This is a genomic window from Commensalibacter melissae, from assembly GCF_009734185.1.
In the GTDB taxonomy this organism is placed as follows: domain Bacteria; phylum Pseudomonadota; class Alphaproteobacteria; order Acetobacterales; family Acetobacteraceae; genus Commensalibacter; species Commensalibacter melissae.
Genome location: NZ_CP046393.1, coordinates 788,716 through 815,019, shown reverse-complemented (window position 1 = coordinate 815,019; position 26,304 = coordinate 788,716). Strand labels below are relative to the sequence as shown.

General features: G+C 36.5%; 20 protein-coding genes and 1 tRNA gene. 4 read left to right on the top strand and 17 right to left on the bottom strand.

Translation table 11 applies throughout. The features are described from left to right. Nucleotides 1–361: 361 nt before the first annotated feature. The 10 genes from GN303_RS08880 to rpmI all read right to left on the bottom strand — a co-directional run bounded on the left by GN303_RS08880 (nucleotide 362) and on the right by rpmI (nucleotide 10,953). Nucleotides 362–490, bottom strand: a complete 129-nt coding sequence (locus GN303_RS08880; protein ID WP_255412358.1) for a hypothetical protein — start codon at nucleotides 488–490, stop codon at nucleotides 362–364. A 977-nt stretch (nucleotides 491–1,467) separates the two neighbouring features. Continuing rightward, a complete protein-coding gene (locus GN303_RS03635; RefSeq protein WP_158523877.1) occupies nucleotides 1,468–2,136 on the bottom strand; it encodes a TIR domain-containing protein in 669 nt (222 codons plus the stop codon). Nucleotides 2,137–2,782: 646 nt separating this feature from the next. Beyond that, nucleotides 2,783–2,873: transfer RNA gene (locus GN303_RS03630), tRNA-Ser, on the bottom strand. A gap of 248 nt (nucleotides 2,874–3,121) precedes the next feature. Next, nucleotides 3,122–3,709: a DUF2726 domain-containing protein gene (locus tag GN303_RS03625; protein WP_197037472.1), complete on the bottom strand. Its 588-nt coding sequence runs from the start codon at nucleotides 3,707–3,709 to the stop codon at nucleotides 3,122–3,124. Nucleotides 3,710–3,853: 144 nt separating this feature from the next. Beyond that, nucleotides 3,854–5,659: a translation elongation factor 4 gene (gene lepA / locus GN303_RS03620; protein WP_110438870.1), complete on the bottom strand. Its 1,806-nt coding sequence runs from the start codon at nucleotides 5,657–5,659 to the stop codon at nucleotides 3,854–3,856. 81 nt (nucleotides 5,660–5,740) lie between these two features. Beyond that, nucleotides 5,741–6,640: a DMT family transporter gene (locus tag GN303_RS03615; protein WP_110438869.1), complete on the bottom strand. Its 900-nt coding sequence runs from the start codon at nucleotides 6,638–6,640 to the stop codon at nucleotides 5,741–5,743. Nucleotides 6,641–6,755: 115 nt separating this feature from the next. Then, a complete protein-coding gene (gene pheT / locus GN303_RS03610) occupies nucleotides 6,756–9,215 on the bottom strand; it encodes a phenylalanine--tRNA ligase subunit beta (protein ID WP_110438868.1) in 2,460 nt (819 codons plus the stop codon). A gap of 3 nt (nucleotides 9,216–9,218) precedes the next feature. Further along, nucleotides 9,219–10,286, bottom strand: coding sequence for a phenylalanine--tRNA ligase subunit alpha (gene pheS, locus GN303_RS03605; protein WP_110438867.1), 1,068 nt, complete (start codon nucleotides 10,284–10,286; stop codon nucleotides 9,219–9,221). 88 nt (nucleotides 10,287–10,374) lie between these two features. After that, nucleotides 10,375–10,731, bottom strand: a complete 357-nt coding sequence (rplT, locus tag GN303_RS03600) for a 50S ribosomal protein L20 (protein WP_110438866.1) — start codon at nucleotides 10,729–10,731, stop codon at nucleotides 10,375–10,377. Nucleotides 10,732–10,746: 15 nt separating this feature from the next. Further along, the gene (rpmI, locus tag GN303_RS03595) at nucleotides 10,747–10,953 is read right to left on the bottom strand and encodes a 50S ribosomal protein L35 (RefSeq protein WP_110438865.1); all 207 of its coding nucleotides are present in this window, start codon (nucleotides 10,951–10,953) and stop codon (nucleotides 10,747–10,749) included. A 274-nt stretch (nucleotides 10,954–11,227) separates the two neighbouring features. Between rpmI and GN303_RS03590 the strand changes: the two genes are divergently transcribed. Continuing rightward, nucleotides 11,228–12,160 carry a DMT family transporter gene (locus GN303_RS03590; protein WP_110438864.1) on the top strand — a complete coding sequence of 311 codons (933 nt, stop codon included), beginning with the start codon at nucleotides 11,228–11,230 and terminating at the stop codon, nucleotides 12,158–12,160. Nucleotides 12,161–12,431: 271 nt separating this feature from the next. Here GN303_RS03590 and GN303_RS03585 read toward each other — a convergent pair whose 3' ends face one another. Beyond that, a complete protein-coding gene (locus GN303_RS03585; protein ID WP_110438863.1) occupies nucleotides 12,432–12,776 on the bottom strand; it encodes an aldo/keto reductase in 345 nt (114 codons plus the stop codon). Between the two features lie 323 nt (nucleotides 12,777–13,099). Here GN303_RS03585 and GN303_RS03580 point away from each other — a divergent pair, with 323 nt between their 5' ends. Next, the gene (locus GN303_RS03580; RefSeq protein WP_110438862.1) at nucleotides 13,100–14,848 is read left to right on the top strand and encodes a tetratricopeptide repeat protein; all 1,749 of its coding nucleotides are present in this window, start codon (nucleotides 13,100–13,102) and stop codon (nucleotides 14,846–14,848) included. Between the two features lie 78 nt (nucleotides 14,849–14,926). On the opposite strand, the gene ilvC is transcribed toward GN303_RS03580, so the two are convergent. The 4 genes from ilvC to miaA form a co-directional block, all read right to left on the bottom strand. After that, complete coding sequence (ilvC, locus tag GN303_RS03575; RefSeq protein WP_110438861.1) at nucleotides 14,927–15,946, bottom strand: ketol-acid reductoisomerase; 1,020 nt, start codon at nucleotides 15,944–15,946, stop codon at nucleotides 14,927–14,929. Between the two features lie 26 nt (nucleotides 15,947–15,972). Beyond that, the gene (ilvN, locus tag GN303_RS03570; protein WP_110439014.1) at nucleotides 15,973–16,527 is read right to left on the bottom strand and encodes an acetolactate synthase small subunit; all 555 of its coding nucleotides are present in this window, start codon (nucleotides 16,525–16,527) and stop codon (nucleotides 15,973–15,975) included. A 41-nt stretch (nucleotides 16,528–16,568) separates the two neighbouring features. Further along, entirely contained in the window at nucleotides 16,569–18,347 is a 1,779-nt protein-coding gene (gene ilvB / locus GN303_RS03565) for a biosynthetic-type acetolactate synthase large subunit (RefSeq protein WP_408735531.1), read from the bottom strand. A gap of 111 nt (nucleotides 18,348–18,458) precedes the next feature. Continuing rightward, on the bottom strand, nucleotides 18,459–19,475 hold the full coding sequence (miaA, locus tag GN303_RS03560) for a tRNA (adenosine(37)-N6)-dimethylallyltransferase MiaA (protein WP_110438860.1): 1,017 nt from the start codon (nucleotides 19,473–19,475) through the stop codon (nucleotides 18,459–18,461). Nucleotides 19,476–19,670: 195 nt separating this feature from the next. On the opposite strand from miaA, the gene serB reads away from it, so the two are divergent. Together serB and GN303_RS03550 are read left to right on the top strand one after the other, a co-directional pair. Further along, on the top strand, nucleotides 19,671–20,564 hold the full coding sequence (serB, locus tag GN303_RS03555; RefSeq protein WP_110438859.1) for a phosphoserine phosphatase SerB: 894 nt from the start codon (nucleotides 19,671–19,673) through the stop codon (nucleotides 20,562–20,564). Nucleotides 20,565–20,679: 115 nt separating this feature from the next. Continuing rightward, complete coding sequence (locus tag GN303_RS03550; protein ID WP_110438858.1) at nucleotides 20,680–21,945, top strand: DNA adenine methylase; 1,266 nt, start codon at nucleotides 20,680–20,682, stop codon at nucleotides 21,943–21,945. A 189-nt stretch (nucleotides 21,946–22,134) separates the two neighbouring features. Here the strand turns inward: GN303_RS03550 and mdoH are convergent, their stop codons facing one another. Together mdoH and GN303_RS03540 are read right to left on the bottom strand one after the other, a co-directional pair. Next, nucleotides 22,135–24,339, bottom strand: a complete 2,205-nt coding sequence (mdoH, locus tag GN303_RS03545) for a glucans biosynthesis glucosyltransferase MdoH (RefSeq protein ID WP_110438857.1) — start codon at nucleotides 24,337–24,339, stop codon at nucleotides 22,135–22,137. 221 nt (nucleotides 24,340–24,560) lie between these two features. After that, nucleotides 24,561–26,117 carry a glucan biosynthesis protein gene (locus tag GN303_RS03540; protein WP_110438856.1) on the bottom strand — a complete coding sequence of 519 codons (1,557 nt, stop codon included), beginning with the start codon at nucleotides 26,115–26,117 and terminating at the stop codon, nucleotides 24,561–24,563. Nucleotides 26,118–26,304: the final 187 nt, after the last annotated feature.

Genomic DNA, 26,304 nt, shown 5'->3' with positions numbered 1-26,304 from the left:
ACCGTTCACAAGAACGGTTTTTATTAAATTGATATTATAAAACAATGCCTACCCATAATATTATGGCGACATTGTTTGTTTTATATATTTGACAACGTTGCTTCATTAAATATGAATAAAAGTGGATAATACATGATCTTTATCTTCATTTAATGCTGAAACAATTTAATTTTTATTGATATTTCTTGAACAGATTCTTAATAATCCTGAAACCTTCCATCTGTTCCATTGTTTTTATATTAATAGGAATAAATCTTTTTCATCTGGAACATTTCAAAAGTAATCGCCAATACCAAATCATAATATCAACATGATTTGTCAAAAACTGTATTCTGATTGATAAATACAAAAAGTTAATTAATTATTGTTGACAATCATTTGCGGCAATAACAGAAGATTTATTACTGCTTACTTGTTTCAAAACATATTTGAACCTTCCAGTAAAACTTGTTGGTAAATTAACTGTAAATGGTTTGCTACCTTCACCCATTCCTAAACTCGTTCCTTTTAGGATAAGAAACAGAAAATATTTAAGTTTTCATACATTCTGGAAATGGCAAAAAAGATCTGACCATAAAGCTGGATGTCAGGATCTTCATAAATCACAGTATGAACAATTGACAATCGTTCTTCATTAAATATTCAAGGAACAATTTCAAGCTCTATACAATCATCATACACTTCATCAGCTGCCTATTAATAGGGCAACACACTTTGGAACTTCACCAAATTATATTTCAGCACGTCTTACCAAGGTGAGTTCTAACAATGAATTCTCACCAAAATCTTCGAATATCTCATTCAAAATCGTGTTGACAAAAAACTGCAAGTCCCAGCAATCCTTAAAGCTGCACTAATACTAATCATTGCCATTATATGTGAAATTAATCAGCTGCTATTCAAATATAACCATGATGAAATCTAAAGGAACCTAGGTATAACCTATAAATATAAAAACAGCAGCTTGATTGGTATTTTTTAAATTTTACCTAGAAACTAAAATTTATCAGGTTTACACCCGTAAAATTCCTCAATTTCTCAATAAATAATTAATTTATAAAGAATACATATACCAAAGAATCTTAATAGCTACCGATGAAACGCACTAGCGAATTACCTTCAATACATGGATTCTGTGAAAAACACAACTATCCCATCCCTATTAAAAATCTGATATATTTTTAAATTCAACTGAAATAAGCCACCGCTTTTTAATAAAAAATTACAAATAGTCTACTTTAAATAAAAATTTAACATGTAGTGTTAAAATTGTCAATTCTATTATTTTATTCCATTGCACTTTTTCCATATAATTAAAGTGAGCATAATTTTCTCTAATGCAATATGAAGATTGACCTTTATCTTTTTTGAGATTTCTTCAAAATTTTTATTATCTAAAATAATCGAAAAATTTAGAGTAAAGATTCAAAGTAGGTCAATGAAAACGAAAAAAAGAACAATATCATTCTAGAGGAGTGATGTTGTAAGATTTGAAGTTAAATATTGTTTGTAAATGTTAAAAAAGTCTTTAAAATTTAAATGAAGTGTTCCCTTTATTTCTGTTGCTTCGTTTGTTAAAGATATTCCTCCATTAGATTTATATTGAAATTCTAAAACTTGATTTTTTTGTAAATTTTTTAGATTTTGTTTAATGTCATCAAATAATGACTGAGTAAATCTATTTAAAGATGGGGTGAATTCTTCTATCTCCTTTAGTTCGTTTTTTATTTTAGAATTTATCTGATAATTTTTTTCAAATTCTTTTATTTCTTGTAATATGGATAGTTCATCTACTTTTTTTGATGTATCAATATTTATTTCTTTCGCTATTCTGAATATTAATTCTGTTAATTTACCTTGTTTTTGTATATCAAATCCTTGCAATAGATTTAATGGAATGGGTAAGTTGGCAACTGTTATATTAGAGTGACAGATAGGTATAATTGGTATTTTTCGCGACCATCCAGCTCCACATTCAAAATTTATCCATGGTTTTTTAATGCTTTCTTGACTACACAAAACAATGATTAGAATGCACTTTTCTAGATTGTTACTGACTGTTTCAAGCCACTTATTGCCAAGTGTTATACTTTGATCGTCGCTAGATACAAAAACATCAACTGAAGATAGGAGCAATTCTTTAATATTTTTTTTAATAATATTGCCAATTCTTTTTCTTCAGAGATATGGCTCAAGAATATTATTTTTTTCAGTCATTTTTTTTCCTATATGTTATTTCTTTTAGAAGTATGCATGCGATATTAATTTCAAATTTAGAAATAATATTACATTTAAAGATTATATATAAGCTTCAAATACTTATCTTTATTTGAATCCACCAATCATTAAAATATTTTTAAAACATTTTTTTGCTGTATAGATTGAAAAAATTTTTGTTGTAAATTAGCAATTCCAAGATCGATAGCTTTAACCATATTTTGCTTCTCACATGTCTGCTAATGGTATTTAAGCATAAGAATCAAATGTTAGTATTTCACTTTTTTGCGAAAGTGTATTTAAAACGCCATATTTTGGAATTTGCTTTTATTATAACCAGGTATAAACCACATTCATAAAGTTTGTTTTTACCCTGTTCCTGATATTTAGCTGTTATTATGGCCTTATCCGTTAACATTGATATACCCCAAGATGAAAAATTATATACCCCAATATTAAATGCATTCAAATGTCATATAATGTTGGACAATGTTTAGTGGTTTTATCAAAAAATGCTAGTTTTCTGGGGAAAATGTGAGGTGATGTGGGATAATGTTTTATTGACTGGCGGAGAAAGTGGGATTCGAACCCACGGTACGCTATTCACGTACACACGCTTTCCAAGCGTGCGCCTTAAGCCACTCGGCCATCTCTCCGTAAAAGGTTAACTAAAAATGAAAGATAACAATTTTTTCATATTAGGCAAGAAAAATTTCATAAAAAACAAAGATTATTTCTGAAAAACTTTAAAACTGAAATTAAACCATTTAACAATATAGATTAAAATAAATTTCAAAAAATGATTCATATATAATTTTCATATATTTAAATATTAAACTGATCTTTTATATCGAATTCAATATGGTTTTAAAAACTTTATGAATTTTTAACTGTAGGTTCGATTTCAACCCCTCTCATCACTTTTGATATGTTCCTTGTAAAACTGATTTAACCAATAAATAATCTCATTTTTAGACATCGTATAACTAATTTCAAACAAAGGAATGGCTGCTTTGTATAAAATAGCCCGTTTGATTTTCATTCGGTCCTCTGCATCCCTTGAAAGGTTATGACCAGAACCATGATATTCAATTACCAATTTGGGTGTTCCGAAGCAATTAACCAGTAAAAAATCAACACGTTTATTATTATAGGCCCAAAAAGCTTGATCTTGAATTTCCTGGGGCAAGGAAGAATCAGTCTTGATGAATGCCCCCATTGACACTTCAAAACCTATATACCAATGCAATCTCTTATCGATCAACCACATTTGCAGACAATTAAATATGAAAATGGATTCGAAATTAACGGGGATTACAGGATATAGATTACATCGGTTAATGTTAGTGTTTTGTTCTGCATATCGTTTATAAATAAAATCGTCAGCGGAAAATAATTCATGTTTACAATTTTTATAATTAATATGATTTTTATTTTTACGACTGGAAAGAAATGTAAACCCTTTTTTTAAAGGAACTTGATTTTTACCCAAAAAATAAAAAAAAGCAGAAAAATAAATCAAAGTACAAATTAAAAGAAACGCTAGCATTCAGACAAATCAACAATAAAAAACCTATTTGATATTTTTCAAAAAATCAAATAGGTCAGAGTAATAATGAAAATCTTGTATCAAAAATTATCGGTCAATTTTCAATGCTGCTAAAAAGGCTGATTGAGGAATCTCAACTTTACCAAATTGTCGCATACGTTTTTTACCTTCTTTTTGTTTTTCAAGCAGTTTACGTTTTCGAGAAATGTCACCTCCGTAACATTTGGCAGTAACATCCTTTGATAGGGCCCCAATGGTTTCACGCGCTATGACACGACCCCCTATTGCTGCCTGGATGGCAATCTTGAACAGTTGACGCGGAATTAAGTCTTTCAATTTGGCACAGATTGCCCGTCCGCGTGATTCCGCTACGGAACGGTGAGCAACAAAGGCCAAGGCATCAACAGGTTCCTGATTTACCAAAATGCTAATTCGAACCAAATCACTTTCTTCATAGCCATCCATATGATAGTCAAAACTGGCATATCCTCGTGTCGCGGACTTGAGGCGATCATAGAAATCAAAGACAACCTCATTTAACGGCAGGCGATAAACAACCATTGCCCTTGCCCCAACATACGTCAGGTCAACCTGTTGACCACGGCGTTCTGTACATAAACCCAATACAGCTCCCAGATATTCATCAGGAACCATAATGGATGCTTTTATCCATGGTTCCTCTATTTTTTCAATCAGGGTGGGATCAGGCATGTCAGCAGGATTATGAAGATCCTCAATCGTCCCATCCCGTTTGTATAAATGATAAACAACCGAGGGTGCTGTAGCTATCAGGTTAAGATCAAATTCTCGACTTAACCGTTCCTGTATAATTTCAAGATGTAACAATCCCAGAAATCCACAGCGGAAACCAAATCCCAACGCAGCGGAAGTTTCTGGTTCATAATGAAATGATGCATCATTAAGCTGCAATTTACCTAGACTTTCTCTCAGCTTTTCAAAGTCATCGGCATCCATTGGATATAATCCACACCAAACAACGGGAATTGATGGCTTAAATCCAGCCAAAGGTTCGGTCGCAGGTCGGCGATCATCGGTAATCGTATCACCCACATGACAATCTGCCACGGTTTTAATCGCGGCATTGATAAAACCCAGCTCTCCAGCACCCAGAGATTCAACCTCGCGCATATGGGGCGTGAAAACACCCACCTGTTCAACATGATATGTTCTGTTGTTTGACATCATGCGAATACGCATCCCCTTTTTAAGGCGACCTTCTTTAATACGCACTAAAATAATGACGCCAAGGTAAGTATCATACCAACTATCCACCAACAAAGCTTGCAAAGGTGCCTCCAAATCCCCTTTGGGAGAAGGTAAACGGGTCACCAATGCTTCTAAAACCGCATCAATATTCAAACCTGTTTTTGCCGAGACGCCAATGGCATCATCTGCCGGAATGCCTATGATTTCCTCAATCTGTTCCTTGGTTTTTTCAACATCCGCAGCTGGTAAATCAACCTTGTTTAAAACTGGAACAATCTCATGGTTTGCATCAATGGCCTGATACACATTCGCCAGGGTTTGCGCCTCTACCCCCTGAGATGCATCAACGACCAGCAACGATCCTTCACAAGCGGCAAGAGAACGGCTTACTTCATAGGCAAAATCCACATGACCAGGTGTATCCATTAAATTAAGGATATAGGTCTTTCCATCTTTTGCCTTATAATGCAGTCTTACAGTTTGCGCCTTGATCGTAATGCCACGTTCACGCTCAATATCCATATTATCCAAAACCTGGGCTTGCATTTCCCTTTGCGTCAATGCACCACATGCCTGGATAAGACGATCAGCAAGGGTGGATTTCCCATGATCAATATGAGCGATAATAGAAAAATTACGAATAGATTCCAAAGGCGTATCTGTCATGGTGCACCAATATCAATAAGACTGTCTCAATAAATCAAATTTAACTTTAGTTATATATCTATAGATTTTTTACAAAGATTGCTATTCTTTTACATGTTTTAAAGGGTAAGTTGCAACTATTGCTCCCCCCACAATTAAAATAACAGCCATTCCCAATCCAAATGTTGCTGGAGCCTTACCGGCCACCACCAGCCATACCATGGATAGTAAAGGTGCCAAATAGGCCAAGCTTCCCAATAACGACATATTAGCATTTTTTGAGGCATAATCCCAGGCAAGAAAGGCAATTCCCATCGGACCGCAACCCATATAGATCAAGATTATCATTTCTTTCAGGGATGGGATGACTGTTGGTTCAATACTGAAATGAATCAGCATGGCTACCAATGAAATTCCACCGCAAACACCAATCAGCATGCCAGCTGGAACATTTACATATTTTCTATTAACCAATGAATAGATTGTCCATACGATGGCACATAAAAAACCAAGAAAATACCCTAATAAAACCCACGGGGTAATTACTGTATTTTTTCCTCCATACATTAAAAAAACAGTCCCGGCCAATCCCATCAGAACGCCAATCAAATATGCTATATGAAACTGTCGCTTACTTAAAAAAGCGCTGCAAACAACCAGCATTGTTGGCCATAGATATGACATCAAGGTTACCTGCGCTGGCGGTGCCAAAGCCAATCCTAAAAAATAGAACAAATGAAAAAAGAAAATTCCACTAAATCCGGTGATCCAGGGTTTTAATGGCTGTTTCATTTCATTTAAACGTCCCGTTAGGACCAGAATCAATGTTCCAATAACAAAAGACAAACCGAAACCAAACCATAGAAGCTCAAATCGGGGTATTGAGGCTACAAAAGTTGTCATGATGGCCAGACTTGACCATAATAAAATCGTCAAAAGTCCTGACAGAGTCGCAAACAGATTAAAAGAAAAATTCCCCAAGGATTTATTCGTCACAGGCATAATATTTAGACCAGACAAAATTAAGAGTGAAATAGTAAATATATAAATATATCGCGGAATTTAAAAAGCCCATGTAACGGCTTCTTACATGGGCTTTAATACAAACAGACTAAATTTATCTTAAATTTCCACCAAGCAAACGTGCAACTTCCTTGATGATTTTTTGGGAGATTGCCTCTATTTCCTCATCTTTCAATGTTCGGTCATTTGGCTGGATAGTTACCTGAACAGCGACGGATTTATGATCTGCCTGAACTTTATCTCCTCTATAAACATCAAACAATTCAACCGAATTTATATATTTGCGATCAGCCTGTTTAACGACCTGTAAAAGCTGCTCGACAGGGGTCCCGTCTTTTAAAACAAAGGCAAAATCACGCTTTAAGGGTTGAAAGATTGAAAGTACAGGTGCCTTTTTCCTGGTAATCTTCTTTGGAATTACTGTATCAAGCATAATTTCAAAAATCATGGGAGCCTGATCAAAACCAAATTCTTTTACCAAAGAAGGATGCAACTCACCAAAATAAGCCAATATATTTTTTGGCCCCAAACTCAACCGGCCAGAACGTCCGGGATGATAATAATTCGGTGTTTCACCAACCGTTTTTAAAGAATCAATTGATATGCCCAGTCCATCGAGAACCGTTAAAACATCCTTTTTTACATCCCATAAAGTAACTTTTGGTGCTTTACCATCATATTGACGTTGCATATGTCCGTACCGTGCACCGGCTGCAATAAGGCGTTCCTGATTTCGTGTAAAGGCAGGCCCAGTTTCGAAAAGTCCAATATCACCAATACCACGTGTTATGTTACGCTGCATAACAGGCAGGATCGAAGCCAGAGGGGTCGGCCGTAATTGATCCATATCATTTGAAATTGGATTCATTAAACGTAAAGATTCAGGTGCTTCCCCCAATCGTGCAGCAATTTCATGATCTACAAATGAAAAATTTACTGTTTCGATCAAACCTTGTGCAGCAAGCAAACGGGAACAAAGAATAGAACGCTCCTGATCTGTTGTCAATGCAGGTGAAGGAACGGGCTGAATCAAAGGCATGGAACAGGCGGGAATTTTATCCAATCCCTCTATGCGCAATATTTCTTCCACCAAATCTGCTTCACCCTCCAAGGCTCTTACAGAATCAAGCAGTTTGTCTTTTTTTACCACATCCAACTTGGAATTATAGGCCATTTTGATGGACATTGCGATATCATTACGCCATGAAGGTACATCAACCCTTATCCATTCCGAATTTTTTTCTGCAATCACAAAACCAAGATTGGTCAGTATTTCCGAAACCCTATTTTCCGATACTGTCAATCCACCATAATCTTTCAAACGATTATAATGCAAGGTTGCTGTACGCTGCCATTTGGGTTCTTGACCTGCATGAACCACATCGCTTGCCTGCCCCCCACACAATTTGATAATCATTTGCGTAGCCAATTCGATCGCATCTGGTAACAAAGCCTGATCAACGCCCCGTTCAAACCTCTGTCGCGCATCAGTCACGATCATATGACGTCGACCACTCAAGGCAATCAAAGCAGGATCGAAAAGAGCGCATTCAAGAAAGATATCTGTTGTATTCTCACTGACACCTGTTTTTTCACCACCCATCAATCCTGCCAAGGATTGAACACCGGCTTCATCAATCATGACACAATCTTTGTCAGTGACCTGATATTCTTTCTCATCCAAGGCCAGGAATTTTTCACCATTGCCATGACATATTGTTAGCTGCTTGCCTGCAATCCTGTCCAGATCATAAACATGCAATGGACGCCCAAGATCAAAGGCAAAATAATTGGTTATATCAACCAAACATGAAATTGGTCTTATTCCAACAGCTCTTAAGCGTTTCTGTAACCATTCGGGACTTGGACCATTTTTAACATTTCGAATTGTTCTGCCCAGAATCCAGGGACAGGCGTCTTCATATTGGTTATTCCAACTCAAAGCTGATGAAAATTGCGCTTGTATTTTTGGAACCTTCAGTGGTTTCAGTGTTCCCATACCGGCGACAGACAAATCTCGGGCTATATTTCTTATTGATAATGCGTCACCACGATTTGGAGTGATAGCAATTTCAATGACTGGATCATTCAACTGGGCATATTCTGCATAAGATACACCTATTGGAGTATCAACTGGCAATTCCATAATACCATCATGATCATCTCCCAGATTTAATTCACGGGAAGAACACATCATGCCATTACTTTGCTCTCCACGGATTTTACCCGCTTTGATTGTAATATCACTTCCAGGCACATAGGTACCAACAGGTGCCAAAACCGTTATTAGCCCAGCACAGGCATTGGGTGCACCACAAACAATCTGAATATCTTCAAATCCTTTACCAGCATCAACATGACAAACACGAAGACGGTCAGCATTGGGATGCTGTTCGGCAGAAATAATTTTGGCTGTCCTAAAAGGTGCCAGTGTTTTACCAGGATCCTCGACCCCTTCCACTTCCAAACCGATTTTATTCAAGGCTGCACATATATCTTCAAGAGATCTATTTGTATCCAAATGATCATGAAGCCAAGACAGTGTAAATTTCATTTCCTATATCCCTTCATGAATGCTTGGGGATTTGAAAGGGGGAAACCCGTAATAACGCAGCCAACGTACATCACCTTCATAAAATGACCGCAAATCAGCAATTCCATATTTTAACATCGTCAGACGTTCGATACCGACACCAAAAGCGAAAGCTTGCCATTCACGAGGATCAACACCGCAATTTGCCAATACACGTGGATGCATCATCCCTGCGCCGAGAATTTCAAGCCAATCCGAACCACCACCCAATTCTCCAGTTTTGCGGTTCCAGCCGATATCGATTTCCATGGAAGGTTCAGTAAACGGAAAATAGGACGAACGAAAACGAACGGGTAAATTTGGTATTCCAAAAAAAGCTCTAAGGAAATCTACAAGACATCCCTTTAAATGACCCAAAGTGATATTTTTCTCTACAACCATACCCTCGCACTGATGAAACATCGGTGAATGAGTTGCGTCATGATCTGCACGATAGGTACGACCTGGTGCAATGATGCGTATGGGAGGTTCCTGTTCCAAAAGCGTGCGAATTTGTACTGTTGAAGTCTGAGTCCTTAATAATAGTTGCTGTTCATCTGTAGATTTGGAGGGGAGATAGAACGTATCATGATCAGCACGCGCGGGATGGTTTTCATCAATGTTCAACGCAGAAAAATTAAACCAATCCGTATCGATATTAGGCCCTTCTGCAACCTTGAAGTTCATTGCCGCAAAAATGGCAACAATTTCTTCGATTGTTCGTTGCAAGGGATGCAATGTACCTTTTACAACAGAAACAGGCATTGAGACATCAACTGCCTCCGCATTCAATTTTTCATTTAACGCTTTTTCCTCAAGAATGGCCTTACGTATTTCAATTGCTTTGGTCAGCTCATTTCTTAATTCATTTAAAACACGACCACGCTCTTTACGTAATTCAGGTTCAACCTTTCCCAATTCTTTCAATTTCTGTACCAACGGGGCTGATTTCCCCAACGCTGATACCCGAACACTGTCCCATGCACGCAAATCCTGTGCCTGATCTAAAGCATGAAGCGTTTCCTGCTTTATGATTTCAAGATCCTTATCCATCTAACCCCTCAATAAACAAAAAAGGGCTGTCATCAGACAACCCTCTCTATTCCATTCATTTTCATGAACAGATTAATCTCATAAAAAGTTAAGCAAGTGCAGCCTGAACCTTTTTAACGATTTCTGCAAAGGTTGCTGCATCATCATAAGCAATTGCAGATAACACTTTACGATCCAGCTCGATACCAGCCTTATTCAGACCATTGATAAAACGGCTATAGGTCAATCCATGTTCACGAACAGCGGCATTGATACGTTGAATCCACAATGAACGGAAATCTCGTTTTTTAACGCGGCGATCACGATATGCATATTGTAAAGATTTTTCCAAACGTTCAAGCGCAATGCGATAATTGGTTGACGAACGACCGCGAAAACCCTTGGATTGATCCAACACCTTTTTATGACGGGCGTGTGTGGTAACACCTCTTTTAACTCTTGCCATAGTTCTTTGTACTCCTTAGCGTGGCAGACCGTATGGGGCCCATTGTTTAATTGTACGACCATCCTGTGGTTCCAATACCTGTGTCCCGCGATTGCTGCGTTTTGCTTTTTGGGTACGATTAATCAAACCGTGACGTTTGTTACCTGGACCAGCCAGCACCTTACCTGTTGCCGTGATTTTAAATCTTTTCTTGACCGATGACTTGGTCTTGATCTTGGGCATTTCATACTCCTTAAAAATTCTGGATACGTTATTGCTAACATCGAAACTTACGTCATAAGAAGGGCAGCCCATTTTCCAAGCCCAACCCATAAACGTAGTGTGTTATATAAACACTATTTAAGTTAAGCTCAAGAAAAATCTACCAATCTCACTAAAATTAAACTTTATTTTTCAAAAAAGTTTATTAAATAAGCATTTAGCCATTTATTGAGTCATCCAAATATTTTTAATAGTGAATTTAATTCACTTAAATATTTTCATGAAGTATTCAAACATGAACAATACAATTTCCCCGGATAAATCCCCATACCGTTTTAAATTCTCTGATCAAACAAAAGGAATGTTTTTTGCCATCCTTGCTGGCTGCCTATGGGGATTGAGTGGTGTAATCGGACAATATCTTTTGCAAACCGTTCATATTGATACAGCCTGGATGATCGCGATACGCATGTGGTTACCTGGAACAATCCTGTTAGGACTTTGTTATCGCAAATACGGGAAAAATATTTTTCTTCCCTTAAAAAACAGAAAAGACATTATCTACCTGGTGAATTTTTCAATTTTTGGCATTCTTGTTTCACAACTCTGCTACTTTTTAACCGTTAAATATTCCAATGCGGCAACAGCAACAATATTGCAATATTTATATCCAATCGTCATTGCAGTCATATTGACTATCTATTTGAGAAAACCTCCCTCTTTATATGTTATCCTATCCATTATCTTAGCAATTACAGGAACATTCTGTATCATTACAAACGGTTCGATTTATGAAATCACCCTTCCCCCAAAAGCTTTGTTATACGGTGGTATCAGTATTCTTAGTTCGGTAATTTATACATTATATCCAATCCCCCTTCTCCAAAAATATAATACCTCAACCATTGCGGGATGGGGTATGTTAATCGGCGGGATCATTCTCAATTTTTTCTACCCTTTCTGGCATCTAGAGGTAAATCTAAATGTTGTTAACTGGATTGAACTGATGATAGTCATTTTTGGTGGAGGAATGTTTGGTTTTCTTTTCTATCTTATAGGAATAAAATTATTGGGCAGCACAAAAGGTAGCATTTTAGCAACGGTGGAACCGTTATCAGCTGTTTTTTTCTCTGTTTTCCTTTTAAATGTGAAATTTACCTTAATAGACTGGCTAGGAACTGCCTGTATTATCAGCATGATTATTATTTTAGCAGTTAAAAAGGTTTAGGGTAAAATCCAAGTCTGAAAATCTCTTGAACCATTTAATTGCCACTGTTTCATACTTGCCTGATCCAGGTCAGATAATTCAGCAAGTAATAGATTTAACATTAAAAAATTAATTAAATCCTTTAGTTGACTTGGTACTTGTCGCACTTGCAATAGAGGCCGGCAACTTCTTTTTGTGCGTGCGACCATGCCAAAGCTATAAATGCCTGATTAACATGATGATTGACTGAAATCTTATCTAAAGTTTTTCAAAATCCGCATGCCCTGATCATTCAAGTATGTGGCAATCTTGTCATTTCTCGCACTGTGATCATATCTTCATAATTTCGATATTTCCCCGTTAAAAATCTTGAATTAAGACTATAATAAATAATTACCTCAATATTTTTTCTGATCACAAGATTACGTAATGTATCATCAAATTGCGGATTGTCGTAAAGATTATATTCAGATTGTAATGTTTGATATATATAATTACTGCTTTGTGGACAACCTGTATCGAAATTTGACAATTGTTTCAAATTGGGATTTGATACACCTATGGCACGGATCTTTCCTTCTTTCAAAAGTTGTTCATAGGCAAAAAGCGTTTCTTTATAAGCTATATTTTCATCCATCTAATTCGATTGATAAAGATCTATAATATCAATTTGCAATCCTGTTTTGCCCAAATTCTTTTTTTTCATATGTTCTTTCCTGAAAATTAAATAATATATAATTAAACACAATATGTTATGAATTTCTGGCTATTCATCTTATAAATAGATTGCAATTATGGTATAATTGTTAATCCTAAATTTATAATCCTAACAGAAAATAGAATTTTCATTGTCGAGTGAAAAATATTTTATTTTTAAATTAAAGTGTAATTATTCAAAAAAAACGATAAAATAGTCAGGATTATCCCCAAATATTTTAAATTAAGGGTAAAGTAATATTCATGCGTAAAAAAATAATTTTATATGCTTTCATTTTCTTAACATGTGTTGGTATTGGAATATATTATCGCTATGAAGTGCAAAGCGAAAATCACGCAGATGCAGCCTTGCAATCTGGATATTTATATCTGAAAAATAACAAACCATTACAGGCTATGGGGGACTTTAGTTTTCTGTCAGAATATTACGGTAATCGTCACAATAAGACAATTCAGAAAATTGTAGCCAAGGGTTTATTAAAAAAAGCCGAAATCCTTACCAATCTTCATGATATTGAAGGAGCCATCATTACCTATGAACAACTCAGCAACCTCTACATGGGTAGCAACAATAAAAAAATACGGTATGATGTAGCAAAAGCGCGGTTTAACCAAGGTAACCTCTTACTTCAACAAAAACAATATGATGAAGCCATGCTAGCCTTTTCATATTTGGTTTCCACATATGGATCTGATCAGAAAATTGATATTAAGCGCATGATTGCTCAGGTTATGTATAATGAAACTGTAATTCTGAACGAAACTGGGCATCATGATACAGCCCTCAACATCCATTCATCAATTGTAGAAAAATTTGTCAAAGACAAAGATCCAACCCTTCGGTTAATCACTGCCCGATCCATTATGGCCAGAACCAAAAACCGTCTTGACCGTAAAGAATGGGGAATAGCACTTTATAACAGCAATGCATTTATTCGGTTATATCATGATGATCCCAATCCTCAGATCAAAAAATTTCTTTTGCAAAATTTGTTATATCGAGCCGAAATACTTCATCGCGTAGTTCACATTCCTGAAAATCAAAAAGATTTATTTGGCAATGATCCACAAAACGCCGCATTAAAAACCTATGATGAAATTCTGGCAAAAATCAATGCCTCTACAAACAAAGATGAAGATTTGCCATATTACAAATCCATTGCCCTGTTAGGTAAAACGCAGATTTTAAACAGTAAACATGATACAGATACAGCGTTAGCTCTATGCAACCAAATTCATGATGATTTTTCACAATTCACCAACCCAAAAATCAGGAAGATCGTCGCTATGGCACTGCTTACCAAAGCCAATATCCTCACTGATCTTAACCGCTTGAACCAGGCCTCTTCTGTCTACGACCAGATCTTGAACAAATATAAATCAGTTCATGATTCAGAACAAAATGACCTGAATGACATAATTATCAAGGCATATATCAATAAAAGCATTATTTTGGAAAAACAGAAACAGAGCAAATTCGCCTTGCAATATTTAACCGACGTAATAAAACTTTATAAGGATACTCAAGACGAGAAATTATATTATGAAATCAGCAATGCCTATCTAACCAAGGCCGAACTTCAAATCAATTCACAGCAATATGATCAGGCTCTTACAACTTATACAGAATTTATCGCTGTTGCCCATCATAAAAATAATCCAAAAACCCGCTATAATGGTGCCGATGCAATTTTAAAAAAAGCAAAGCTTCAAATTATGTTACATAAAGGTATTGAAATTAAACAAACATATGATCAACTGATTAATTTTTATATTGACGATCAAAATATCAATATCAAACGACTAATTGCGCAGGGTATGTATGACCATGCTGAAAAGTTGTTTAAGAATAACCGGGGATATACAGCACTCAATACAATACAGGATATTTTCAATTATTTCAAAGCGAGTGAAAAAGATCAATTCATTGCTAATATCCTTGATAAAACTAATGCCTTGAACAAACAGCTGGATCGTTCAATAAGCTGGTAATTTTCTATTTTTTGCACAAAAAAAGCTATGATTTTTTATTAAGTCATAGCCCTTTTTAAAACGAAAAAAATTAAAAAACTAGTTTTTACTTTTATCAACCAAACGGTTTTTTGTAATCCATGGCATCATTTCACGTAATTTTCCACCAACCTGTTCAATTGGATGATTGTTCAATTGCTGGCGACGTGCTTTTAAACTTATTTGTCCAACCTTATTATCAGTCATAAATTTATTAACAAAGGTTCCATCCTGAATATCTTTTAAAATATTCCGCATGGCGTTACGAGATTCTTCTGTAATAACCCGAGGACCTGAAACATATTCTCCATATTCCGCTGTATTTGAAATTGAATAGTTCATATTGGCAAACCCTCCCTCATAAATAAGGTCAACAATCAACTTAACCTCATGAAGACACTCAAAATATGCCATTTCAGGTGCATAGCCTGCTTCAACAAGCGTTTCAAACCCATTTCGGATCAAGTCTACCAATCCACCACATAATACCGCTTGTTCACCAAAAAGATCTGTTTCACATTCCTCACGAAAGGTTGTTTCAATAACGCCAGAACGGCCACCACCTATTGCGGCGGCATAAGAAAGCGCAATCTCTAGGGCATTACCTGAAGGATTCTGGTGAACGGCAACCAAACATGGAACCCCTCCACCACGCTGATATTCTGAACGAACAGTGTGGCCTGGACCTTTTGGAGCAATCATGAAAACATCCAGATCAGGACGAGGTTCAATAATCTTGAAATGAATGGCTAAACCATGTGCAAAGGCAATTGCGGCTCCTTGCTTAAGATTTTTTTCCAGTTCTTCACGATATAAATCCCCTTGCGTTTCATCTGGAGTCAAAATCATAACAACGTCAGCCCAGGCAGCAGCATCTGCCACACTCATAACCTTTAAACCAGCCACTTCTGCTTTTTGTGCACTCTTGGATCCTGGACGAAGACCAATTACAATATCTTTTACCCCACTATCTTTCATATTGTTTGCATGGGCATGACCCTGGCTGCCATAGCCCAATACGGCAACTTTTTTATTCTTGATCAAATTAACATCTGCGTCACGATCATAATAAACACGCATCTTAATAATCCTTACAAATTTTCAATTTAATAAATTGTATGACAACCACGTCCAATGGCGGCAATACCTGTTCTGGACAATTCTACCAAACCCAATGGACGTAATAAATCCACAAAAGCATTTATTTTTTCAGTTTTACCAGTCAGTTCAAACACAAGGGAATCAATACTTGCATCAACAACCTGTGCCCGGAATGCACCAGCCAAATTTAACGCTTCTGTTCTTTCATTTCCTTTGGAAACAACCTTAATTAATGCTAATTCGCGTGCAACATATGAACTCTGTTCACATAAATTAACAACATGATAGACAGGAACCTGCCTACTTAACTGCTCTTTGATTTGATCAATCACCATGGGAGTACCAGAAGTCAGAATATTGATTCTGGATTTCTTTTCATCCTTATTTACAGGCGCGACAGTAAGACTTTCAATATTATACCCGCGTCCCGACAACAGACCTATAACACGGGACAGAACACCACTTTCATTTTCAACAATCAAAGAAAAAACAGCTTTAACAAAATTATCTTTATCTTCGATGACTTCCGATAACGATACATTATTACGTTGATTGCCCATTTTTATTCCCAACATTAAAATAAAATAAAAAATGCCAAGCCTTATTTTTTATTTGGTCCCAATATCATCTGATTGTGGGGTGCACCCGCTGGAATCATTGGAAAACAATTTTCCTCTTGCTGAACACAAACATCAACCAACACTGGTCCCGGCTCATCAAGCATTACATCAATGACATTATCCAAGTCATCAATCGTTTCTATTCTCAATCCCTTAATGCCAAAACTTTCCGCCAATTTGACGAAATCAGGCAGACTTTCACTGTAACTTTCAGAATAGCGTCCACCATGAACCAATTCCTGCCACTGTCGCACCATACCCATATAATGGTTATTCAAGATAAAAATCTTCACTGGCAGACGATATTGTTTGATTGTGGCCAGTTCCTGAATGTTCATCATAGTAGAGGCCTCGCCTGCAATATCTATAACAAGATCCTCGGGATGCGCAATTTGTGTTCCTACAGAAGCCGGTAATCCATACCCCATGGTTCCCAATCCACCAGATGTCATGAAATGATTAGGCTGATCAAAAATATAATATTGAGCTGCCCACATTTGGTGCTGACCGACTTCTGTTGTTACATATGCCTCTTTTTTTCTTTTTTTAACTGCTTTGTAAAGCGAACGAATGGCATGCTGGGGCTTTACAATACTGCCCTTTGATTTATCCTGATCATATTTCAGGCACTCTATTGACTGCCATGCTTCAATTTGTTTCCACCAGTTTTTCAAATCTTTTTTCTGATCTTCCCTTTTGTCCCATAGCTTGATCATCAATTCGATCGTTTTGGCCACGTCCCCGACAATAGGTATGTCAACAATTACAATCTTGTTAATTTGAGAAGGGTCAATATCAGCATGTATTTTAATGGAATTCGGTGAGAAATGTTTTACACTGCCTGTAACACGGTCATCAAATCGCGCACCCAAAGCAATCAAGACATCACAATCATGGGTGGCCATATTTGCTTCATAAGTTCCATGCATTCCTAACATGCCGAGAAAATGCTTGTCTGAACCGGGAAATGCACCAAGACCCATTAACGTAGCAGTACACGGAAAATCGGTTAAGTTAACCAATCTCTTTAACGATTCACATGCCTTTTTTCCAGCATTAATAACCCCACCTCCTATATAGAATAAGGGACGCTTTGCCTTTTTCATTGCATCTACCGCTTTTACAACCTGATTTTCATCGGGTTCAGTAACCGGTCTATAAGATGGATAAGGTTCAACTTTGTTTTTCTTAATATAGGGTGCTTTTTCTAAAGTGACATCTTTAGGAATATCGACAAGAACAGGTCCGGGCCTACCTGTTTTGGCTATATAAAATGCCTCATGCAATTTCTGAGCCAATTTTTCCGTGTCCTTAACCAGATAATTAAATTTAGTCGCGGCCCTAGTAATCCCAACCGTGTCCGCTTCTTGAAAAGCGTCATTACCAATCAAACTTCTGAAGACCTGTCCACTGATACAAACAATGGGAACGGAGTCCATTAAGGCATCCACCAACCCAGTGACGGTATTGGTTGCGCCCGGTCCACTGGTAACCAAAACAACACCTACCTTTCCCGTTGAACGGGCATAGGCTTCTGCGGCATGCACGGCAGCCTGTTCATGGCGTGTTAGAATATGGCGAATGTTCTTTTGCTTGAATAAAACATCATAAATGGGCAGAACAGCCCCCCCCGGATATCCAAAAATAATATCCACACCCTGATCAACGAGTACCTGTAAAAGAACTTCTGCTCCAGTCATATCATAATTTTTTTTTTCTTTAAGAGCATTATTACCGTTCTTTTGCATAGCCTCTGTCATTTTCAATTAATCCTTGGTATTAATAGAATATAAATTTAAACCAAATAAAATGATTTGCAGTTTAATCTTATCTTATAAATTATTATTGAAATTACCCTAATCAATAAATGATTATTCGTCAATAAAACTATTAATAAAAAGTTCAGATTTTTTAATAATTCTTTGCAAATATTGCGTATTTTTGTCTATTCTTGAATTAAAAATACAAGTTTGCTGCACTGGCGCCAAAATTCGATGTGAAAACCATGTTTCCTGACGCTTAATGTATCGTTGCGTATTCTTTACAGCCTGTTCAACGGCCTCTTTAATAGAAATCCTGTTATTAAGATAAGCCATGAACTCTGGAACTCCATGAGCTCTGGACAAAGGACATGACAAAGACGGTTTTTTTTCCGCATACAGTTTAACCTCTTCCAGTGCACCTTCATCAATCATCAATCCAAAACGATTAGCTACGGCTTGACGTAAAACAGAACGCTCAGGTGCAAGGCGAATAACAATAAAATTACAATCTGCACCAGGTAAATGTGCATGTTTTTGCCAATATCTCAATCCTTTCCCACTTGATTTCCAGACTTCCCATGCTCGAGCAATTCTTTGAGAATCATTAGATTTTAATTCCTCGACCGATTCAGGATCTTCTTTGGCCAATTCATTATATAAATCCGCTAGTTTTCCATCATTGACCAACTGACGTGCCTGTTTCCTTATTGACGGATCCGGTTCAGGTATCATGGCAATACCATGAATTAAGGAATGAAAATACATGCCTGTTCCACCACATAATACAGGCAATTTATGATTTTCCCATATTTTCTGCAACTGATTAAGTGCCTGTTGTCGCCACCAACCAACATTACCCGTTTCATACCAAGGCAACACCCCATATAAATAATGTGGAACTCGTTTTTCATCCTCAAAAGAGGGACGAGCGGTTATGATACGTAAATCAGCATAACATTGCATTGCATCCGCATTGATAATTGATCCATTTAAACTTTGTGCAAGCTGTAAAGCGAGGAAAGATTTACCTGAACATGTTGGACCGGCAACAATAACCGCCCAATTTTTTTTCCCCTGCCGCAATTCATTATTTAAAGACCGTGATTGAAGCACCGCCTGTTCCATAAGCATAATCCATGTTTTGGTTTATTCATAATAATTGAATCACTAATTAGTTATAAAACAATTCCCTGAAAACCGCTTTATATAATTAAATTTCAGAAGTTCTTGTTTTTATGAGAAAAATCATTAAAAGTTAACCAAAATCAAATTGATCTGAATTCATTATGTTAAAGCCCCAATCTTATCACGGATAATTTTATGTCCTTTATTTTTACTTTGGTAACACCACCCTCATTGCTTAATCAATCAATTATAGATCGAGTTAGACAGAAATTCTCATATCTGAATTATCAATGGCTTTCTCATGAAGAAGCGATAGATTTTATCGCTCCAGCTTCCATAAATAATCTAACTGGAGCTCTGCCACTTTATCAAGATATAAAAAAATCGCTGGATATTGATGAGGCCGATTTTTTTATAACCTGTTCCACGCACAGAAAAAAAAGGCTTTTAATAGCCGATATGGACAGTACTATCGTGAAAAATGAAACACTTGATGACCTAGCTGCTGAAGCAGGAATTGGCGATCGCATTTCTGCAATAACCGAACGTGCCATGAATGGTGAACTTGATTTTGAAACAGCCCTAAAAGAAAGAATCGCCCTGCTGAAAAACGTTTCTATAAATTTTTTGGAAAAAACCTGGAATAAAACAAAACTCAATGAAGGGGCAAAAATTCTTGTAGCTACAATGAAAAACCATTATGCGCATACAGCTTTAATTTCCGGTGGGTTCACCTATTTTACCGAAAAAGTAAGCCAGATTTGTCAATTTGATGAAAATCATGCAAATCAATTAAGTTTTCAGGATAATATGCTTGATGGAAAGGTTATTCCTCCCATTCTTGGAAAAGAAGCTAAGTTGAATCATCTTCAACGCCTTACAAAAAAACTTTCCTTGTCCAATGATGAAACAATGGCAATTGGCGATGGTGCTAACGATTTGCCCATGTTGAGTTCTGCAGGATTAGGTATCGGTTTTTATCCCAAACCGATTGTTGCTGAAAAAATTATAAATAAAATTCAGCATACCTCGTTACTATCCGCTTTATTCGTTCAAGGTTATAAACGTAATGAATTTACGTCATTATAAAATGTAATATTTTCCATACAAAACAAATTTTTGATCAAATTTACTCTATGATAATTTTGTTATTTCTCTTCCTTCATGATCGTGACAAGTAAACCATACAAGTTTAATATACTAAATGCAGTGGAATAAAGAAAAACATTCAGCTTATCAAACTGATAACTTTTTATTTAATCAACTTATACCTTATATAGGGAATAAACGAAAATTATTGGATTTAATTCATCTCGGTCTGTCCAAAACTAATGGTTCGCCAAAAAATGGATTGTTTATAGATTTATTTTCAGGCAGCGGAGTAGTCAGCCGCCTTGCAAAAAAAATAGGCTATCGCGTATTTTCCAATGATTGGGAACCTTATAGCCGAATCCTCAATATTGCTTCAATACAGATACAATCTTCTCCCAAATTCTTCAATGAACAATCCTATGAAGATATTTTGCTGTATCTAAATAATCTGCCACCGATACAAAATTGGGTAACCTCTCATTTATGTCCTGAAAATGATGACCAATATGATTTATCCAAAGACCGGCTTTTTTACATGCGAAAAAACGGTTTAAAAATTGATGCAATACGTGAAAAAATATTCGAATGGGAACAAAAAAATAAACTTAGCGAAATTCAATTTGCCTGCCTGCTTGCTCCACTACTTTATTGTGCGTGTTATCATGCAAATACAAGTGGCGTTTTCAAAGGCTTTCATAAGGGATGGGGCGGACAAACAAAAACCGCCCTTTATCGTATTGCGGGAGATTTAAAGCTACAACCTATACAATTTTTTAACAATCATCAGGAAAATTTAATTTTTCAAATGGATGCGCAACTTCTTGCTGAAAAATTACAAAATATGAATTTACCTGATTACTCAATTGCCTATTTAGATCCACCCTATAACCAGCATCCATACGGATCCAATTATCATGTCCTGAACAGTATTACCTTGTGGGACAAGCCTAATATATCCAACAAAATTTCCTGCCGAGATAAATCTGCAATTCGTAAGGATTGGAGAAAAAACCGAAAAAGTGCTTATACCATTCGCAAACAGGCAAGTGATGCTTATAATACACTTCTTCAGACTCTACCTACACAATGGATAATGACTAGCTATAGTACAGATGGTTTTATACCTTTGGAGGAAATGATACGCCAAAACTGTACAATTGGCCGTGTATCAATTTTTGCAAAAATTTATAAACGTTATCGTGTCAGCAGCCAGCGTTATTCTCATAAAGCCAATAACGTAGAGTTTGTAATTTTAACCAAAAAAGGAAAAAAAACAAATCAATCTAGTAAAATTTTGACAGAAAAAATTTTTGAATTGGAAAAAAACATGCGTTTATCGAACAATAGAGATAAAAACAAAACCATTTATTGTTTTTGAAAAACGAATATTAAATAATAATCATTATCTAATCTATTTAACTAAATCGTTGATTGTTCAACAAATTACATTCTGAATTAATTTTTAAAAATGAAAAACTATAAAAAATTATATGATTTATTTTAAGTCTTACTTCCTAGCATAGAAGTAAGACAATCTCTAAAGATTTTATCTCATTTTTTATAATCTTTATAATGGCACTTTAAAAAATTTGATGAGAGCTTTTTTACAAGCTAGTACAGCCGATTTTTCCGCTTTTGTTAAATTCTCCAAAAGTTGCTGACGATTGTCTGCCTCCTCAATTTTAACAATACTGACCAATTCATTTGCATTAATAGCTTCCCCTTTATTCCGTTCCTGAGGGAGCTGAGTCAAATGAAATTGAATTAGCTTACTGTTATCTAAATTGTGAAAGGCATTTTTAACTTCCAAATTTGCAATTTTTTCTTTTTCTTTTTTATCAAGTCGCAAAATATTTGGCGGATTAACTTCTTCAGGAATGATTAGCAAACCCAATTTGCGACATAAAATTCCGATTTTCTGACTTGAAGTCATCCATACTAGAGGAATTGCCAATAATAATCCCAGCAATACAGGTGTCATCCATAAAAATAAAGAAAAAGAAACTGCCCAGGCAGCTGCACCCATTAAAATACCAATAACTGTATGTGGCCAATAATCCCGGATAACATCTTTTAAAGGAATATAACCGACGTCTCTACGTTGGGCATTCCATCCTGAATCATATCCCAACAATATTGACGCTACCGCCGCGGTTTGAATCAACATCGCAACAGGTGCAATCAATCCACCTACAAGCGTTTCAATAACAATGGAAAACAAAGCCTTGATTTCTCCACCGCATCCTTTTCTTAAAAAAGGATTGGCCAAAAGGGCAATCCACGCTAAAAATTTAGGGGCCAACAAAACAAGCATGGTTAAAATAAAAACATATTCAGCCTGAACTGGATCAACCTGGGGCCAGTGAGGAAATAATACGCGATCCGTTGTACTGAAATATTCCGGTTTCATGAATAAAGCCTGTAGTGATACCAGAATACCGGCAAGCAAAAATAACAGCCACAATGGTGACATTACATACGCCCCAATACCTGTTATCATATGTATACGACTTATCCAGCTCAACTTTTTTGTTGGAATTATCATGGCATGTTGCAAATTCCCCTGACACCAACGACGATCACGGATAGCAATATCAGTCAAAGAAGGCGGACTTTCCTCATAGGAACCCTGTAATGCAGGAACCATATGAATAGCCCATCTCCCCCTTCTCATCAAAGCCGCCTCAACAAAATCATGACTCATGATCATGCCACCAAAAGGTTTTCTCACTGCCGGAAGATGGGGCAATCCAGCCTGCTCGGCAAAAGCCTTGATCCGTATGATCGCATTATGTCCCCAATAATTACTTTCTGACCCGTGCCACCATGCTAAACCATAAGCGATAGTAGGACCATAAACCCGTCCGGCAAATTGTTGCAAGCGCGCAAACAACGTTGTGCCATTGACAATAACCGGTAAAGTTTGAATCAATCCAACTTCTGGGTTTTCTTCCATGGCTGCACAGATTCTTACTATCGTGTCCCCTTCCATCAGGCTATCCGCATCAAGAGTCAACATATGTTCATAAGCCCCACCAAAACGTCGAACCCATTCCCCCAAATTTCCAGCCTTACGATCGGTATTTTCAAAACGGCGTCGATAAAAAATCTTATTTAGACCCTTTGTTTCTTCAATTAGGCGTAAATAAGTTGCCTCTTCCTCAACCCATACATCCGGATCGGTAGTGTCCGATAAAATGAAATAATCAAAGTGATCACCCTGACCAGTCGCTTGAAGACTGTTAAAGATTGCTTTCAAACCAGCCAAAACACGATGTGGATCCTCGTTGTAGGTAGGCATTAGCACTGCTGTCTTATTACGCAAATTAGGAATTTGTGCTTTGGGATCGATATTTAGCGAAAGACCTCCCTTTTGTTTCAATTGCTCAAAAAATCCTCCAAGTGATGAAACAAAAGAAAAGGCAATCCATAAAAACAATACTGTAAAAATAATCAGAATAATAACGCCAAGGGAATTCATGCCTGTGCTGTTAAACACTAGATTCATTTCGTAGGAGGCGTACGCCGTTAATAAAAAAGATAATAAAAAAACAAACAATCTTCTAAAGAAAATTGTCTTTGGTTCAGTTTTCATTCTTTTAGAACGATTATAAATATTTGGCCTTGAAAATAAATTTTGCACAGGCATTTCAATAGGAGATTCTGGAGGAAGGGCAGCAAATTCAAATTTGTCAGCTGTTAAGTCCTGAAATTTGATTTCATTCAAATCATTTTGCAGATGACAATGATTATTGACCTTTAATTCAACCATAAGTATTTTTTTCTCCTATTTAAAATACCCGAAGCCTAACTTACAAATATAAATATTTCAATAGACTGGAAACAAATGCATCCAAGAAGTTGATTATAAAATCAATTTACTCATACATGGATAAATGATATTTGAAAATAATAACCGTTTCTTATACCTACCTAAAAAAAATCCCAAGCTTTTCATGCTTGGGTTATTAAACAATAAATTTCACAAATATGTTACGGTGTCCAACGATAGATCCATTGTTCGGAAATTGGTTGATCCCCATCCATTAAAACACATTTCAATTCAGCCATTTTAGCTCCTTTAGGATCGAACTCAAAAGTCGTTCTCCATTTATGCAAATTTGTATCTGAATACATGCTTATATTGCTAATTTGACCCGTGGAAGAGGATACATTGACATGCAATTGTTTGTCCGATGAATAGCCGTTCAATGGACCATCAAAAAAATCTATACAAATAAATCTTACATCCGGTTTATCAACAACTGCCCCTATTCTGGTTGCAGCAATACGAGATAAGGATGTTGTCCATGGATTATCCCATCCCCAATATAAACGGTAAGTAAAGGTATATTCTTTTCCTTCTCTAAAAACTTCTTTGGGGCGCCAGAATGCCACAATATTATCATTGACTTCACTGGGGGAAGGTATTTCCACCAAATTGACACTACCCGCTTGCCATTCACCCACGGGTTCAACCCAAGCGGTTGGTCTTAATTCATAATGCAAAGACAGATCTTCATACTGGCTAAAGGCATGTTTACGTTGAATTAGGCCAAAACCCTTTAACGCATTATCAACAAAAACAGAATATTGTAAATCAACTGGATTGGTTAAAGGTCTCCATATTTGTTGTCCTGTACCCGTCCATATAAGAAGACCCTCACTGTCATGGGCGGCAGGACGCCAATCATCAATGTGATTACGATCATTGGCATCAAAATAAAACATGCCAGTCAAAGGAGCAATTCCGCCATTAGAAATTAATTTACGGGGATAGATATGGGTTTCAACATCGAATATTGTCATGTTACCTGGGCGAATTGTAAAGCAATATGCCCCGGTTAATGAAGGGCTGTCTAGCAATGCATATATAACCAACGATTCAATGCCGTTTTTAGGCTTGACAATCCAGAACGCCCGAAATAGAGGAAATTCTTCCCCTTGTGGATCCGCGGTTCCCTTAGCAAAACCACGCGCAGACAAACCATATTGTTGACCTTTGGCTATCGCCCTGAAATAGGATGCACCTAAAAATACTGCAAATTCTTCCATCGTTTCCGATTGATTGAGTTTGGTCATCAATTTCAGGCCAGAAAATCCTAAATCCTGATCAATTTTGTGTTTAGGATCCGCATAGGAAAACATGTCAGAATGATATTGAACAGGCTTGGAAACCCCATCAATTACCTCGTGAATATCTATACGTGGTCGATATAAAAAACCTCTCGGAAAGAATTCAATAGCAAAATTTAAATTTTCATTATTCCATAAAGCTCTTTCATGGCGGAATTCAATTCCCCTAAATCCATCAAAATCTAGTTTGTCAATCACATCTGGCAAATGATCATCAGGTGCCTTATACGCACGTTGCGCCATTGATTTTGCCAATTGTCTTACCGTAGTTTGATCAAATGGTTTTCCCTGATCCACAGAATTATGTTCATCTGCTTTTGCAAGAGATACTGGGGAAATATTTGTTATTCCACCAACTATTCCAACCAAGGAGGCTCCTGCTGTAGTACGCAAAAGATCCCGACGAAATACCACGACTTATTCCTTATTCTTCTGTTACAAATTATCTTTACACGTTTTAAATTTATAAACGAGTAAATACTAGTTAAAATCAACACTAATTACAATTAAAAACAATATAACCGTATAGACAGATAAATATAAAATATTTCGTCTGCACGACTTTTTTTCTACAAAACATGATGCAGACTGATATAATTAT